The sequence below is a fragment of the Aeromonas sp. TECH754 genome, from assembly GCF_056279295.1.
This window is the reverse complement of the sequence record NZ_JBWBRA010000001.1, coordinates 4,050,580-4,065,821: the sequence shown is the minus strand read 5'-3', so window position 1 is coordinate 4,065,821 and position 15,242 is coordinate 4,050,580. Positions and strand designations below refer to the sequence as shown.

14 protein-coding genes and 2 pseudogenes are annotated in these 15,242 nt (G+C 49.4%); 10 read left to right on the top strand and 6 right to left on the bottom strand.

Translation table 11 applies throughout. The features are described 5' to 3' along the window. Window positions 1-39: 39 nt before the first annotated feature. A complete protein-coding gene (locus tag ACZ9IL_RS18615) occupies window positions 40-1,302 on the top strand; it encodes a tyrosine-type recombinase/integrase (RefSeq protein ID WP_476004798.1) in 1,263 nt (420 codons plus the stop codon). Between the two features lie 35 nt (window positions 1,303-1,337). On the opposite strand, the gene ACZ9IL_RS18610 is transcribed toward ACZ9IL_RS18615, so the two are convergent. The 6 genes and pseudogenes from ACZ9IL_RS18610 to ACZ9IL_RS18585 form a co-directional block, all read right to left on the bottom strand. Next, window positions 1,338-1,547: a helix-turn-helix transcriptional regulator gene (locus ACZ9IL_RS18610; RefSeq protein WP_476005378.1), complete on the bottom strand. Its 210-nt coding sequence runs from the start codon at window positions 1,545-1,547 to the stop codon at window positions 1,338-1,340. An 86-nt stretch (window positions 1,548-1,633) separates the two neighbouring features. Beyond that, complete coding sequence (locus ACZ9IL_RS18605) at window positions 1,634-3,295, bottom strand: DUF927 domain-containing protein (protein ID WP_476004797.1); 1,662 nt, start codon at window positions 3,293-3,295, stop codon at window positions 1,634-1,636. Between the two features lie 12 nt (window positions 3,296-3,307). Then, entirely contained in the window at window positions 3,308-3,505 is a 198-nt protein-coding gene (locus tag ACZ9IL_RS18600) for a helix-turn-helix transcriptional regulator (RefSeq protein ID WP_476004796.1), read from the bottom strand. Window positions 3,506-3,701: 196 nt separating this feature from the next. Next, entirely contained in the window at window positions 3,702-4,304 is a 603-nt protein-coding gene (locus ACZ9IL_RS18595) for a hypothetical protein (protein ID WP_476004795.1), read from the bottom strand. 24 nt (window positions 4,305-4,328) lie between these two features. Continuing rightward, a complete protein-coding gene (locus ACZ9IL_RS18590; RefSeq protein WP_476005398.1) occupies window positions 4,329-5,036 on the bottom strand; it encodes a hypothetical protein in 708 nt (235 codons plus the stop codon). Between the two features lie 28 nt (window positions 5,037-5,064). Then, window positions 5,065-5,328, bottom strand: a pseudogene (locus ACZ9IL_RS18585) (hypothetical protein); the annotation flags it as partial. Window positions 5,329-5,489: 161 nt separating this feature from the next. Between ACZ9IL_RS18585 and ACZ9IL_RS18580 the strand changes: the two are divergent. The 9 genes and pseudogenes from ACZ9IL_RS18580 (at window position 5,490) to ACZ9IL_RS18540 (ending at window position 15,136) form a co-directional block, all read left to right on the top strand. Next, a pseudogene (locus ACZ9IL_RS18580) lies at window positions 5,490-6,391 on the top strand (IS5 family transposase). Between the two features lie 513 nt (window positions 6,392-6,904). Beyond that, window positions 6,905-7,657, top strand: coding sequence for a MurR/RpiR family transcriptional regulator (locus tag ACZ9IL_RS18575; protein WP_476004794.1), 753 nt, complete (start codon window positions 6,905-6,907; stop codon window positions 7,655-7,657). Then, complete coding sequence (locus ACZ9IL_RS18570) at window positions 7,657-8,982, top strand: 6-phospho-beta-glucosidase (protein WP_476004793.1); 1,326 nt, start codon at window positions 7,657-7,659, stop codon at window positions 8,980-8,982. The genes ACZ9IL_RS18575 and ACZ9IL_RS18570 overlap by 1 nt, the downstream gene beginning before the upstream one ends. Window positions 8,983-8,995: 13 nt before the next feature. Further along, window positions 8,996-9,685 carry a 6-phosphogluconolactonase gene (locus tag ACZ9IL_RS18565; protein WP_476004792.1) on the top strand — a complete coding sequence of 230 codons (690 nt, stop codon included), beginning with the start codon at window positions 8,996-8,998 and terminating at the stop codon, window positions 9,683-9,685. 6 nt (window positions 9,686-9,691) lie between these two features. Next, window positions 9,692-10,984, top strand: a complete 1,293-nt coding sequence (locus tag ACZ9IL_RS18560) for a PTS sugar transporter subunit IIC (protein ID WP_476004791.1) — start codon at window positions 9,692-9,694, stop codon at window positions 10,982-10,984. Between the two features lie 4 nt (window positions 10,985-10,988). After that, on the top strand, window positions 10,989-11,297 hold the full coding sequence (locus tag ACZ9IL_RS18555; protein ID WP_476004790.1) for a PTS sugar transporter subunit IIB: 309 nt from the start codon (window positions 10,989-10,991) through the stop codon (window positions 11,295-11,297). A 71-nt stretch (window positions 11,298-11,368) separates the two neighbouring features. Then, a complete protein-coding gene (locus ACZ9IL_RS18550) occupies window positions 11,369-11,689 on the top strand; it encodes a PTS lactose/cellobiose transporter subunit IIA (RefSeq protein ID WP_476004789.1) in 321 nt (106 codons plus the stop codon). A 3-nt stretch (window positions 11,690-11,692) separates the two neighbouring features. Then, complete coding sequence (gene treF, locus ACZ9IL_RS18545) at window positions 11,693-13,312, top strand: alpha,alpha-trehalase TreF (protein ID WP_476004788.1); 1,620 nt, start codon at window positions 11,693-11,695, stop codon at window positions 13,310-13,312. Between the two features lie 534 nt (window positions 13,313-13,846). Continuing rightward, the gene (locus tag ACZ9IL_RS18540; RefSeq protein ID WP_476004787.1) at window positions 13,847-15,136 is read left to right on the top strand and encodes a carbohydrate porin; all 1,290 of its coding nucleotides are present in this window, start codon (window positions 13,847-13,849) and stop codon (window positions 15,134-15,136) included. The last annotated feature ends 106 nt before the right edge of the window (window positions 15,137-15,242 follow it).

The window sequence follows — 15,242 nt, the reverse complement described above, 5'->3', positions numbered from 1 at the left end:
CTAGCGAAATTGTACTCCCCAATTTTTTAAGGCAGGAAAATGGGTAAGCTGTACGACAAAACAGTCAAAAAACTGATCAAAGAAAAATCCGCCGTCCGGCATGCCGATGGTAGCGGACTATACCTGATGACCCCTGCTCGCGGTGAAGCTTATTGGATGCTGCGCTACACCACGCCCACAACAAAACTTCGGCGAGAGTACACCATAGGTCAGGTATCCGACTGGTCTCTGGCAGATGCTCGGGACGAAGCGGCTAAGCTGCGGCTGGCCATCAGACGCGATGGTGTTGACCCGGTTCAGGTGCGCCTCAAGACCAACAGGAACCCGTTCAAGACACTGAACGACCTTTTTGAGGATTATCACCAGTTACGCAAACGCGAAATTGCCTCATATGAAAAAGAGCGCAGCCTCTATGAGCGCGAGATCGCCGGGCGCATCGGTCATCTTGAACTAGATAAAATCAGGCCGCTGGATATCAGTGAAATCCTGCGCGATATCACCAACGGATATGGCGGCAAACCAGCAAGGCCGACCATTTCGAATGATGTGATGCGTATGCTCAAACGTACCTTTGAACATGGTATGAAGCTGGATGTCACCCGCTTTAATCCTGCCAGTCCATTCCGTCCCAGAGATGCGGGTGGGCCAGAGCGGGCCGCCAACTACCCAATGACAGAACCGGAGGTGATCGAGTTTTTCACCAAGCTTCGTGCGATCCCGGCCCAGTTCAGTCGTGAAAACTACCTTGCCTGTGCCCTACTGATCGCTACCTGCACCAGGAAAATGGAACTGCTGGCTGCGCCATGGAGCGAGTTTGATCTGGAGCAGAAGGTTTGGCATCTCCCCAAAGAGCGAACCAAAAAGCGCAAGTCTATCGACATTCCACTCAGTGAACCCGCCATGTCCTGGCTAAAAGAGCTGAAAATTCGTAGTTGTGGCAGTGAGTGGGTTTTCCCGGCCAGAAGGATCAGCAAGCTGGCTCGAACACCCCATGTCTGCGAAAACACTCTGAATCATGCAATCAAAAAGCTGTTCGAACAGAACTTCTTCTCGTTTGATAAACGACGCGTTCATGACCTGCGCGGTACCGCGAGGACAATGCTCGGCAAAATGGGATTTGATGATGCCCTGGCCAAACACTGCTTGAACCAGCAAGCGGGGAGTCGTGTTGATGAAATCTACAACCGCCACGCCTACTTTGCAGAGCGCACAGGGGCACACATCAAACTCGGTGAATGGTTGGCCCCCATCGTCAACGGCCCGGTCAACTATGCTGGTGCTCAGCTTGATGAGGTCAGTTAATACAAGAGCCCCATAGCAGGGGCTCAACTCTATTTCTAGGCAGCCTTGCGTTGCTCAATCCACCACAGCAGATCAGACAGCCGCCATGCAACGCAGTGGATGCTCAGTCTCACCCGTTTTGGCGCCAGCCCCTCTCGCTCCATCTTCCACCACAGCGTTCGAGTAACGCCAGTAATGGCTCGACGATCAGCTTCTCTGACCAGGCGCTCACATTGACCAGAGCAGTGAAGCACCTGAGTTCTCATTTCATCACTCGGTGCAGCAAATAGAGACTTATCCATGGTATGACGCCTCAAAACAGCGCTGGGAAAAATGGGAAAGTGGGAAACATTCATTCATCGCCATCCAACTCCTGTATTCCCGCGTAAATGCGATCCGGCCACAGGGCGAAGAAGCGATAAAATTTCCCCTGAATCATGATCTTTACTGTCGCGCGCTCCGGTTCATTGGTGGCTAACCACTCTCGCTGCAGCAGCGGCATCACCTCCCGCATGTACTGGCCAGGCAAGCCCAATTGCTGCAGAAACTGATTTTTATCGATCAGCCACTGCCGCTCACCACTGACCTCTCGGGTATATCCCAGCGACGAACCGGTGCGATGTTGATCCAATGCCTGCAATCCCCTCTCCCATTTCGGCAACAGCTCTTTCAAACGTGCCAACACCAGATGTTCTTCCAGGTTCATCACATGGCCTCTGGCAACCAGCCATTGCAGCCACACGGCTCGTACAGATGCGATGGATTCCTCCTCCTCCCAGGGCACCAGATAATTGCGCGATGCCAACCCCAAGGCCGTAGCAACCAGCGCAAACCGCCTTAGCACTCTGACAACCTGGGAGGACATTTGATTTGTACGCCAGAGATCGGTGAGCCGCTGAGTCTCCCCTGCGACATAGCGAGATAACTCATCGGTAGATGTCAGCAGATGCATTAACTCTTTAAACAAGCTTCCGTGATATTGGCCTGTCTGAAGCTTTATGTGATCGGCAAACTGCTGTGAGCTCTGCAGGTTGTGCAGTACATCAAATGCACCATACCTGCCAAAGATCGGAATCTCGATCAATCGGGTCTGCTGACCGGCCAGCGGTCTTGTGCCCAACGATGCAAAAATCTCAGACAGGTATATCTCCCCAGAGCTCAATGCCTGTGTGCGCCAATAGGTTGATCTGGCGAGACTACCATTCTCCGTGGCGCGCAGCTTGCTAGCCCCGGATACAAGGTGGTAGATGGTGACATCCACGTCCTCAGGCTTAGCCATACCGATCTCATCCAGTGGCAGCAGCATGTCATGCTGTTCGGCGGCCACTGCCGCCAGGCCGTTGGCGGTAGCAATCCACCCTCTCACAAACTGATGTCCTGCATAGACTGATGCGGCAACCGCCAACAGGGTCGTTTTCCCTGTGGATGAATGGCCCACCAGATGAAATAAGCCGCTTTCCAAACCTGCGGGATACAGAAGTGGTGCCATCAGCGCCACGCCCACAGCAAATATCATCATCGGATTACCGATACAGTGTTCACCGACATTTGCCTGCCACTGAGCCAATGATCCTGAACACTGCGACCTCACGTCACCCAGCTGACCAGCATAAAAATAGGGTTCCCCCGCCGAACCCACAGACCAATCCGGTGTGACAAATACCCGTTCATGCCACCCCGTGCGTTCAACACAAATTCCGGTAGGTGCCTTTGCCATTTCCCGAATCAAATAGAGCTGCAGGCGAGGCCAGCTTTGTGGATATGGTTCCAGCCAATAACCAGAGTCGAGCAGTTTTTCGCGGATCTGTCGCGACTGCTCCCCATAGAGCACACGGTTGAAAATCACCTCCTGCTGCACCACACCATCCAGGTTTCGCCACTGGATCAGAGCACCAAATCCCCTTTTATATGAGGCGTCCCGTGTTCTGGCCGACACCCGGATCCAACTGCCAACCCGCAACCATCGGTCCCGGTCCAGGCACTCCAATCCATCATCCGTCAATCGAAATTCCATCCCACCTCCCTATCACAGCTCAGCCATCCAATGGCGCAAATCGGTGGCACGAAAACGCACCGCTTTTCCGGCAGGATTAGGTTTAATCGGTTGGGGAAACCGGCCAGCTTTTACATACCGACGCAGTGTCGGCTGAGACAGTCGAGTGACCGCACAGACCTCCTCATAGGTGAGCAAATTGTCGGTATTGATCTGAAAATGAACGTTCATATGTCCTCCCATAACATCGTGATGTGTCATGAGCGATCATAAGGTGCAGAGTCGTTCAGCCTCGCCTCTGTAACTGCCCGTTTTGGGCACTTACAGCGTTTTCTGAGAAAAAATTTCACATGTGAAATTTTGGCGAGAGACCGCCAGTAAAATCATCTGACTCCACCAGGTTGGCCATCCTAGGCCAACCGCATCATCAACGATGGCTCATTTCCTTGATCCAATGAAGAACGCAGTCAGGGTCTGCAAGCAGTTGGGCGAGGGGTACATGATTGGAGCAAAACGCTAGCTGGTTGCACTCCTCACTGTTCTTCCAATCCGGTTGATGAAGGGGCCAAGGCTCCGGGCGCCACAGCTCATCGAAATGCTTATCGCTATTTTCCAGGCAACGGAACAGGCTCACTTCCACGACGGCTTGGCCATCTAGTTGCAAAGGGTCTGGCTGGCCTTTTACCCCTATACGCAGCACTGAGGTATGGCGAAAATCGCTATCCATATAAAGGCGGAAAGCCAGAGTGATATCGTCCTTTGCGGCCGTATCGCCATCCCAATCACGGTAACAATGGTTAGAGGCGAACAGGGGTAGGTAATCCCATGCCCAACTGCTGGAGGGACGAGTTCCCGAGCGGCAAGGGCGGCTCGTTTCACTGAGCTCCCAATACCAGAACTCGGCATCCTGCGCCTGACTGGCGATCTGATCGAACAACGGGAGGATACGCTGGTAGAAACCGGCGGCGAGTCGGTGGGCTTGTTGAAGTTGAGTAACCAGCTGGGTGGTCTGTTCAAGATCGTGTTGCATGGCGACATCCTTAGCCAAAGTCAGTTATTCAAAAAGGAGAAATCGGGGCGAGAGAGGTGCAATGTCCCGGTATAGTCGAGCAGAGCAGCCCAACCAGCAGGCTCGGCCGGTGGGGGGAGTTTCCCGTTCTGACATCATCCCACAATCCAGATTCAGTTGCTCTGCATAGGCAAACAGGGGAGCCCACTTGGGCACCACCGGGGCCATGCCAAACAGCTCAAACGCCTGCAGCCACTCATCGCGAATGGCGCGATCCTGCCGGAAGGACTCAAAAAACTCCGTTGCGGTTTGCAGGTAGCAGCGCAGTGGCTCCCATTCGCGCAAGGTCATTTGGACAAAGCGCTCCGGCAGATCGGGGCGAGTCAGCGGTGCGAGCGGAATATTGCCGAGCGCCACGTAATAGAGCCGATCCTCATACTTTTCAAGCTCGGCTTCACTCACCACGGCGTTGACCTGCGCCAGCCACTGCTCCCGATATTGGTCGCCACCAAAAGGGGGTTTCACCTCGACAACAACCAATGCACCGTCAAAGTGAAGAAGTACATCGGGCTCCACATACCGGCGGTCCTGCAAAGATGCCAGTTTTGGCCACAGCTCCAGCCGTTGAAATGTGGCCGGGTCTAGCGGATTGTCGCCAAGCAAAAAACGCAGTAAGCCGTGTAGAGCGGGGTCCGAGAGATGAGGTAAACGGCCGAAGCTCGTCACCATGGCGATGATGGTAGTGACGCACAAAATCTTCTTTGGAACGCGTTACCAATCCTCGGTATGTCTCCATCCACGCCTCAAAACGGGTCTGGCGGCTCCCCCTGTATGCTGACTGCCTGATAAAGCTGGGGTGAAAGTAACCGCTATCGAGATGGGCAAAGGTATTTCGCTTGCCCAGGAGATAGGCAAGATCGACCCACAAGGCCACCTCGATTCGCTCCAGCGCATCAAGCACCTGCAGCGCAGCTTCTTGTCGAACAGATAGAGCTCCACCGCATCCAGCAGATGGGTATTGGGGCAGAATTGATCGGTCGCCCATGTCTCCCGTTTGCCTTCGCCCGCAGCCGCAGGCTCAAAGTGGCGGAAGGGATACCAGTAGCCGCTTAAACGGGGCGTTGTTGCCCAAATCCGTCTAGCCAGGAGGGAACTTATGACGCGACGAGGGATCTGATCACCCAAATCCCCTTTCGTGTCAGCTTTATGGGCAAGTCGCTTCACCCCATCGTCAACTGGTCGCAGTACAACCAATCCCTCATTAACCGAGGCTCCCTCACCTTCTGGGTGGATACCGATGCCATGAACAACTGGTTCCATCAGGAACACCATGGCCGACCGGGACGCAGCCCGCGCTTCACCGACCAGACCATCTGCACCTTTCTGATGCTCAAGGGGATTTCCCTGCGGGCGACCCAGGGCCTGCTCGACTCGCTGTTTACGCTGATGAATGTGCCGCTGTGTGCGCCCGATTACACCTGCGTCAGCAAGCGTGCCGGCTCGCTCAAGGTGGCTTACCGGCAATCGCCCAAGGGCAAGAGCACCGACCTGATTATCGACTCCACCGGCCTGAAAGTATTTGGTGAAGGCGAGAGGAAAGTGCGAAAGCACGGCAAAGAGCAGCGTCGGGTTTGGCGCAAGCTGCATCTGGCGGTGGCTCCAGCCCGTCACGACATCGTGGCGGCCGAGGTCTCACTGGAGAATGTCCATGATGCCGAGGTCTTGCCCACCCTGCTCAATCCACTGCGCCGCACCTTGGGTACGGTGTATGCAGATAGCACTTATGACACCAAAGCCTGCCATGCCTTGATACGGCGGCGATGGCCTGTATCCCACCGCGCAAGAATGCGGAACTCTGGGAGGAGGGACATCCGCGTAACGATGCGGTGCTGGTCATGCACAAGGAAGGGCTGACCCACTGGAAGAGGGCATCTGGCTATCATCGGCGTTCGTTAGCGGAAACGGCGATGTCGCGGTTCAAGCAGCTATTGGCGGGAAAGCTGAGCTTGCGAAATTACAACAACTAGGTGGGTGAAGTGATGGCGTATGTGTGCGCCATGAACAAACTGAACGCCCTGGGTCTACCTGTGAGAAAGCTGCACGTGTAGCTACCCCTCGGGGCTGGGGGAATGGCGTTTCAATGACCGATTTGGGGCACAACGCTGCACCTAACTCATATTATTTTCAACAAATTTATTCGGTAAATTACTGCCAAGTACAGGATAGGTTAAGTTTTTTAATGGGGTGCTGAGTGCTAGGGAAGGTTAGAATAAGTCACCTAAGTAGAAAACACATCAGTGTAAGTACTTGACCGGGAAGGAGTAAAACTCTCAACTTTATGGTAAAGGATACTTATTCACATATTCCCTAACAGCTATTGAATGCATTCTTCGAAAGGTGAGCTTAATCACACCAGAAGTCAATCCGAGCACACCAATGCGGCTTAATGTAATGTGTCACCGCTCTACTGAAAGACTTAAATAAATATTATCTAGGAAATTTTCGATCCAGATCACGGAAATTAATTTCTAAAACCTAAAATCTATTTCCCATTTTAATTCGATAATATCTATCCCGAAATCCAGTTCGGTCTGGGGATAGTATGAATCCAGGTACTATCAATGAAAAGAAATTTAACAAAAAACGACCTTAGAATTTACAGGTTTTGCCAAGAGAATCCCGCTGAAGTCTATGAAATGAAGATTCACGAACTGGCTGAACGCGTATATACCACTGCGCCCTCAATTTCCAAGTTGGTGAAAAAATTAGATTTTAATAATTTTCAAGAGTTTAAAGTCAACATTCGCGATGCGTTCACAATGTCTAAAAACTCACAGCATTACAATGCATTTATCGAACATTATGCGCAGGAATTCAAGGATGTTCTAGTAAAGACATCCGAAAAAAAAGTCATCGCATTTTGTGAGTTTTTGACAGGCCGTAAGTCAATTGTTACCTGGGGGTACGGTACGTCTGACAGCGTAGCAAAATATATTAGTTATAACCTGATGGTACTGGGTATTAATGCTCACAATGAATCAGACTATACCAATTGTAACGTCAGAAGTAGATTTATGACTAAAGATGACTGCCTGCTAATAGTTTCCAACAGCGGTGACTCGGAGATGCTGGATGAAATCATCAGTAATGCTAATAAATATGGTGTCAAAGTAGCCGGCCTGACCAGCAAATTAAACTCCAAATTGGAAAGGAAAGCGGATATTTCACTAGTTCACAAAAATGCCATCATTAAGGGGTCGGCATTTGAAAATATTAGCTATCCAATGCAGATAGCAGTTGTGGATATTATGCTTTTCCATTTATCTAAAATGCGAAAAATATCATTAAAATTCAATTCAAAAGAGGAGGGGTAATGAAAAAGGTTAAACTGGTTGTTATTGGTGCAGGTAGCAGTTACACCCCAGAACTGATCGAAGGTGTAATTAAGAATCATGTGAAATTACCCGTGTCTGATATTACGTTGGTTGATGTAGATATGGGTAAAGAGAAAATGGATATCATTTTCAACCTAACTCAGCGAATGCTAAAAAAAGCCGGTTTAGCCATTCAGGTGGTACAAACGCTTGATCGTAATATGGCGCTAAAAAACGCAGACTTTGTGATTACACAGCTTCGTGTAGGTGGCATTGATGCACGTATCATCGACGAAACGTTACCCAAAAGTTATGGCTTTATCGGCCAGGAAACGAATGGCGCGGGAGGGATGTTTAAGGCTTTACGCACTATCCCGGTGATTATTGATATTGCTAATGAGATGGTAGATATTTGCCCTGATGCATGGTTAATTAACTTTACCAACCCTGCATCAATGGTTACTGAAGCGGTTTTAAAATACAGTCGTAACCGTCGTGTGATTGGTTTGTGCAACGGCCCTATCAATATGACCTATAAAATTGCAGATCTCCTTAAGGTTAAGGTTGATGATCTTTTTATTGAATTTAAAGGATCCAACCATATGAACTTTATTACTAAGGTTATTTTCCAAGGATTAGACCGCACGCGTGACGTCATTGATATTATGAACGCCTCTGAGGTCGACGAGCTTGGATTTAAAAACGTTAACAATGAGCAGTTTAATAAAGAGCTGCTCAGGGCAACCAACTGCATCCCTTCATCTTATTTAAAATACTATATTAAAACGAACGAACTTTTAGCAGAGCAAGAGTCCTCCGATCTATCCAGAGGGCAGATTGTAAAAAAAATAGAAACTGAGCTGTTCGAAAAATATCGTGATGAGTCTTTACAGGAAAAACCTAAGGAGCTTGAAGCAAGAGGTGGTTCACTATATTCTACAGCCGCATTAAATGTCATTAGATCAATTTATCTTGATGATAAAAGCATTCAGACCGTGAACGTGATGAACAACGGCGCGATCACCAATTTACCCTTTGATGTTGTTGTTGAAGTCAATTGCATCATGACTAGCTCAGGCCCAATTCCTCTTTGTGCCGGTGGAATTCCTTCGCCAGCAAAGGGTATTGTCTCGATGATGAAGGACTATGAATCACAAGTCGTCACCGCTGCCGCGACCGGAGATTTTCAAACGCTTATCGCAGCGTTTGTATTTAACCCTCTGTGCCCCAGCGATAACAATGGCGTTGAGTTGGTTAAAAAGATGCTGATAGCGAACAAAATGTATTTGCCGCAATTCGCCACTGCCATTGACTCAATCCACTAATCTGGAAATTTTCATGAAAACGACCATTTTTAAAGATAATAATGCGCTTGCACAGCAGGTTGTTACTGAACTTTCCACGCTTAAGCTAGGCGCACGGGTGCTCATTCCATCGGGCAGTACGCCACACTGGATATATGATGTACTGAGCACCACCAGTTTTACTAAAAACCTCACTTTCTTTGCGCTTGATGAATGGTTAAAAGTCCCCAGCGAAATGGATGGTAGTTGCCTAAGTATGATTAATGCAGATTTTATTAATCAATGTCCTCACCCAGTTAAATTGATCCATTTTGATCCTTTTTATACAAAGGAACAGAATGTTGCTATCTATGAGTCTGTCCTTAACGGGGCTGAGTTTGACTATGTCATTCTTGGGGTTGGAATGAATGGACACATTGGATTGAACGAACCTGGCGTCGATCTCAATGCGGATTATCTGGTGACCAAACTTGATGACCTAACAATTGAGGTGGCTAGAAAAAAATATTTCTCCGGCACTGTGGCGCTTTCTGAAGGCATGACCGTCGGTATTAACAAAATCATCAAATCAAAAAAAATCATCGTCGTTGTTAATAATAAAGCTAAAAAGGATATTTATCGGGAAGTTGTTAATGGCAATCCACAAAACACCAACCTGCCTGCTGTCTACATTAAACAGTTCTCGAATGTCAATTACTATATCACAGAAAATATAGAAGGATAACTGTCGATGAGCCTTACCTCTGTACTCGAAAGAAGAATGCTGCCGTTAGCTGAGAAAATATCCGCAAATATTTATTTAACAGCGCTTAAAAACGCATTCATTTCGTTAATTCCATTTTTGATTGTGGGATCATTTTTTCTTTTGCTGACCAACTTTCCGATCAATGGCTATAGTGAATTTATGGCCTTGCTGTTGGGCAAAGGGACGCTGGATAAATTAAATTATGGTATTGATGTCAGCTATGGTTTGATGACTATGCTGGTTATTGTTAACTTTTCCAGGGAGTTGGTTGAGAAGCTTAAGCTTAGCCAAAGTACCGCGATCCTACCGCTAGCGATATTTTTCTTAATGTCTCCAGGGAAGATCACCACGGCGGCGGGAGAAGTGGTATTGGGATCATACTCGCTAAGTGATTTTGGTTCACAGTCGATGTTCCTCGGTATTATTGTCACCATCCTCACCATTAAACTGGTTCAGTTTCTGGAGAACCGTGCATTTACTATTAAGATGCCGGACAGTGTTCCACCAGAAATTGCTAATTCATTTAAATCATTAATCCCTATTCTTTTTGTGATTTTATTCTGGATAGTGGTAAAGACGTTTTTTGAGGCCACCCACTTTGTTACGGCTGGCAACTTTATTGGTGTAATACTTCAAGAACCGTTACTCTATTTAGGAAATTCGATTTTCTCCCAGCTTGTTGCTGAGTTGCTGATTAGTCTGTTCTGGTTTTTTGGTATTCATGGTGACTCCATCGTATCGTCGGTCATGGGACCAATCTGGCAGACACTTAGCGCACAAAATCTCACTGCCACGCAGTCTGGCCTAGAGACAACCAATATCATTACACAACAATTCAGAGACGTTTATCTGATTGCCGGTGGTACCGGGTTTACCGGTGCATTACTGATTAGTATTTTTTTAGTCGCGAAAAGCAATCGACTCAAACAGTTGTCTAAGCTAGCGGCTCCCGCTGCAATATTTAATATTAACGAGCCAATTATATTTGGTTTACCCATTGTGCTGAATCCTTTGATGCTTATTCCATTTTTGCTAACACCGATCGTGCTTTGCACCATAACCTATATTGTCATTTATATTGGATGGGTTCCCCCTACCTCGGGGATTGCAATTCCGTGGACTACCCCTATATTTATTTCAGGCTTCCTTACTACCGGTATTTCCGGCGCAATCCTGCAGGGGGTAAACTTGCTTATTGCCACGGCTATTTATATACCTTTTGTTAAGGTTCTGGATAAACAATATTTTCACGAAGAAACTCAAACGGTAAGTGAGTAATATTATGACGGTAAAAATTGCACTCCTTTGCATGGCAGGAATGTCAACCAGTTTATTAGTTAATAAGATGAAACGCGCGGCGGCAGAATCGAATAGTGACGTAGATATTTGCGCTTATCCGGCTGAAAAATTTGAAAACATTGTAAATGAGTATGATGTCTTTTTATTGGGTCCGCAAATTCGCTACAAGCTAAACGAGTTTAAGCCGATAGCCGAAAGCGCCGGTAAGCCGATTGCTATCATTGACATGTTAGATTACGGCACGGCTAACGGAGCGGTAATTCTAGATAAAGCATTAAAGCTGGTCGGCTAAAGAATGAAAGGAGTCAGAGTAAATCTGACTGTGACACTGACTCCACATAAATATCCAGGGGGAATTAAAAAATGCAAGATTTTGATTACGAAGAAATTGTAATGAGCTTAATTATGCGTTCAGGTGAGGCTAAAAGCTTATGTTTTGAAGCTCTTAACGCTGCTAAATCTCAGCAGTTTGATCTAGCTAAACAGCTGATGGATGATGCGCAAGAAGCTTTTCGTGACGCGCATGAGGTACAGACAAAACTTATAGGCTTTGATGAAGGCACAGGAAAAGTTCCTGTGCATCTGGTAATGGTCCACGCTCAGGATCACTTAATGACCAGTATGCTGGCTAAAGAGCTGATAAGCGAACTGATAGAACTGTATAAAATGGGCAGGAGGCCTTAGACAATGTCTAGCCAGGGCCACCACGCGACAACTGCCGAAGAACCGCGCTTTGAGAGCGGTCTCCACGAGCTTAAGCTGGATGAAGTGCTTGAGCCGGAGATGATTGAGGGGCTGCCCGCCTCCGATGCCTTCACCCCCGCTGAGCGCTATCTCGAACTGTTTGAGCACGTCCAGGTTTCCCGACTCTTTGCCGACAGCAAGACTTTCCCCGACTGCGAACCGAAACGGGATCCGCTGGAGATCCTGATCAGCTACCGCAAGGTCAGACGCCATCCGGACTTTGACCTACGCCGCTTTGTTGAGGACCACTTCTGGCTACCAGCTTCGTCGTTTGACGACTATGTTTCCGATCCGGGACTCAGCCTGAAGGCGCATATCGACAGCTTGTGGCCAGTGCTAACACGCAAGCCACAGGACCATATCCCATGGTCCTCCCTGCTGGCGCTACCGCAAGCCTATATCGTCCCCGGCGGGCGCTTCAGCGAGATTTACTACTGGGACTCGTACTTTACCATGCTCGGGCTAGCAGAGAGCGGACGCAACGACCTGCTTAAATGCATGGTGGATAACTTTGCGTGGATGATTGAGCACTACGGCCATATTCCCAACGGCAACCGCACCTACTATTTGAGCCGCTCTCAGCCGCCGGTGTTCGCGCTGATGGTGGAGCTGTTCGAGGAGGAAGGCGAGCGTGGCGCGATGCGCTATCTCGGCCATCTGCAACTGGAGTACGCCTTCTGGATGGACGGGGCCGACTCGCTGATGCTGAACCAGGCTTACCGCCATGTGGTCAGGATGCCGGACGGCAGCATGCTCAATCGTTACTGGGACGACCGCGACACCCCGCGGGACGAATCCTGGCGGGAGGATGTGGCCACAGCCCGCCTCTCCGGACGCCCAGCAAACGAGGTCTACCGCGACCTGCGGGCTGGGGCGGCATCCGGCTGGGACTACTCCTCCCGCTGGCTGCGCCATACCGGACGGCTCGCCAGCATCCGTACCACCCAGTTTATCCCAGTGGACCTGAACGCTTTCCTGTTTAAGCTTGAAACCACCATCGCCGCGCTCTGCGAACGGAAGGGCGACGCAGAAACCGCGGCACAGTTTCACCAGAAGGCGAAGGCCCGTCGGGCGGCGGTGGACCGCCACCTGTGGGACGAGGCGCAGGGCTGCTATCGCGACTACGACTGGCGGCGTCAGGAGAAGGCTTTGTTTTCCGCAGCAGGGGTGGTGCCACTGTTTACCGGCATGGCCAGCCATGCGCAGGCGGAGCGGACTGCCCGGACTGTTAGAGATCGTCTGCTGACGCCGGGAGGGATGATGGCCACCGAGTACGACACCGGCGAACAGTGGGACAAACCGAACGGCTGGGCTCCGTTGCAGTGGATGGCGGTGCAGGGGTTCAAGCAGTATGGACATGACCCGCTGGGGGATGAAATTGCCCGCAGCTGGCTGCAGACAGTGAACCACTTCTATAAAACCCACCACAAGCTGATAGAGAAGTACCATATTGCGGGCGGGTCGCCGCGCGAGGGGGGCGGGGGTGAATATCCGCTGCAGGATGGGTTTGGCTGGACTAACGGCGTGGTGCGGCGACTGATAGGACTGTACGGAGAGCCGTGAAACTACCGGTAACGCAGACAGACACCTTCGTCCGATTTTTTTGGGGAAATATCTCTCGTCGAAGTTGCATTAGTACTGTGATCTACTACGCGGAACAGCTAGTTAGAGGAATCTGTTGCACTAATTAAGGGTGTTGTTACCTCAGCCTGATCTTTACCTTCAATTTTCATTTACTTATTTCAGTTAATGATCTTTTTTTGCTGGATGACTGTGAACGTATTTATGGTTGAAAAAGGAGCCAATGCTGGTGCTCTTTATATAAATGAGTTGAGAATATATGGTTCGAAAATAATAGAACATCTTAAAGAGAAGAGTCTATTTATGTGGGCGTCGCACAAACCTGTTCAATAAAGTAAATGACTGTGTGAAGTTTCCATAGGGAGGAGGACGCTCCGGCATAATAATGCCAATTCCTAATATATAACCCTCCTTGCACAATGACGTGTAGGGATTTTACCTGTCATGGAATCGACTTGATGAGGCTCTGATTTTCTTCAGGGCCTCACATTACATACTTTAATAAAGGAAAGGAAAATGAAAACCAAATTGCTCCCGATTACTGCTGCCGTTGTAGCTGTACTACTATCTGCTCCGACCGTATATGCTGTTGAAGCAACCGGTTTCGACTATTACGGTTATTTTCGTTCAGGCATGGGGAGTGGCGATGGCGGTTCCATGCAAGACGCTGTGGGGGGCAGCTTCCATAAGAACAAGCTGGGCCGTCTGGGTAACGAATTCGATACCTATGCTGAAGTCGGTTTTGGCAAAGAGCTAAAAAGCGATGACAGCAAGTCTGTCTATATTCAGACCATGTTCAACATGTACGATGGTGATACCAATAGCAATATGGACGATTCCAATTTTGGTTGGGAAAACATGAACATGCAGCTTCGCAACTTCATGGGCCTGGGGGAGACCTCTTGGGTTGGTATTCGTCAGTACAAAAGTAGCTTCTTCATTGATTCAAGCGATTATTCCTATTGGAACAACACCAACGTTGGTGGCGGTATCGAAGACATGAAGCTGGGTCAGGGTAAACTCTCCGTGGCCGCGCTGCACCGTGACATCGCCGATAGCTACAACCACAATGATATGACTATTGGCGAAGGTATCGATTCCAGCCAGTTGGATCTGCTCTACACCGAACTGCCGCTGTGGAACGGCGCAACTCTGGCCATGGGTTATAAGTTCCTGAACGCAGATCCGACCAGTGAACAAAAGGATTCCTCCATCATCGGTAATCACGACTATGCAGATGGTCATGCCGTGATGCTGGAGTTGAATCAGACTCTTTTGGGTTCTGGTTGGAACAAGACAACCATCCAATACTACGTTGACGGTTCCGCCCTGCAAGGCGTCACCTTCGGTGGGGCCGACACCCTGAATGGCACCGTCGAGAGCGGTGACGGCTTCGCCATCCGTAACTACGGTATCATCCCACTGGCCGCCGATTGGGATCTGAGCCATGCCATCAATTACGCCGAAGCCAATGACGTCAAGCTGTGGAATAGCATTGAGGGTGACGCAAGTGCCTTCGCAGTGAGCGCCAAGGTGACCTACCACTGGACCGATATCACCCGCACCTATGTAGAAGCCGGTTACTTTGATGACAAAAAGACCGAAAACGGTGATGAAATGTCCCGTAGTGGTTCCAAGACCACGATCGCCCAGGCCTTCTCCTTCGGTCGTGATGAGCCGGAGCTGCGTGTGTTCGCCAGCTATCTCGATAGCGACAACAGCGATTGGGATAACTCCCATAGCTTTAACAGCGGCACCGCGGATGACTCCTGGACCATCGGTCTACAAGCTCACGTATGGTGGTAACGACATAGCCAAGATCAACGGCTGAAATCCGTTCTCTGCTCAGATTAGGGAACGGACTTGGAAGATATACAAACATAAAAAGAAATTGTTGGCATCACAATGATGC

Excerpts from the sequence above, each read along its gene's own strand:
- treF (WP_476004788.1), top strand. The coding sequence starts at position 11,693 with ATGTCTAGCCAGGGCCACCACGCGACAACTGCCGAAGAACCGCGCTTT.
- ACZ9IL_RS18605 (WP_476004797.1), bottom strand. The coding sequence starts at position 3,295 with ATGGAATTTCGATTGACGGATGATGGATTGGAGTGCCTGGACCGGGAC.
- ACZ9IL_RS18610 (WP_476005378.1), bottom strand. The coding sequence starts at position 1,547 with ATGAGAACTCAGGTGCTTCACTGCTCTGGTCAATGTGAGCGCCTGGTC.
- ACZ9IL_RS18560 (WP_476004791.1), top strand. The coding sequence starts at position 9,692 with ATGAGCCTTACCTCTGTACTCGAAAGAAGAATGCTGCCGTTAGCTGAG.
- ACZ9IL_RS18570 (WP_476004793.1), top strand. The coding sequence starts at position 7,657 with ATGAAAAAGGTTAAACTGGTTGTTATTGGTGCAGGTAGCAGTTACACC.
- ACZ9IL_RS18565 (WP_476004792.1), top strand. The coding sequence starts at position 8,996 with ATGAAAACGACCATTTTTAAAGATAATAATGCGCTTGCACAGCAGGTT.
- ACZ9IL_RS18615 (WP_476004798.1), top strand. The coding sequence starts at position 40 with ATGGGTAAGCTGTACGACAAAACAGTCAAAAAACTGATCAAAGAAAAA.
- ACZ9IL_RS18540 (WP_476004787.1), top strand. The coding sequence starts at position 13,847 with ATGAAAACCAAATTGCTCCCGATTACTGCTGCCGTTGTAGCTGTACTA.
- ACZ9IL_RS18550 (WP_476004789.1), top strand. The coding sequence starts at position 11,369 with ATGCAAGATTTTGATTACGAAGAAATTGTAATGAGCTTAATTATGCGT.
- ACZ9IL_RS18575 (WP_476004794.1), top strand. The coding sequence starts at position 6,905 with ATGAAAAGAAATTTAACAAAAAACGACCTTAGAATTTACAGGTTTTGC.
- ACZ9IL_RS18555 (WP_476004790.1), top strand. The coding sequence starts at position 10,989 with ATGACGGTAAAAATTGCACTCCTTTGCATGGCAGGAATGTCAACCAGT.
- ACZ9IL_RS18595 (WP_476004795.1), bottom strand. The coding sequence starts at position 4,304 with ATGCAACACGATCTTGAACAGACCACCCAGCTGGTTACTCAACTTCAA.
- ACZ9IL_RS18600 (WP_476004796.1), bottom strand. The coding sequence starts at position 3,505 with ATGAACGTTCATTTTCAGATCAATACCGACAATTTGCTCACCTATGAG.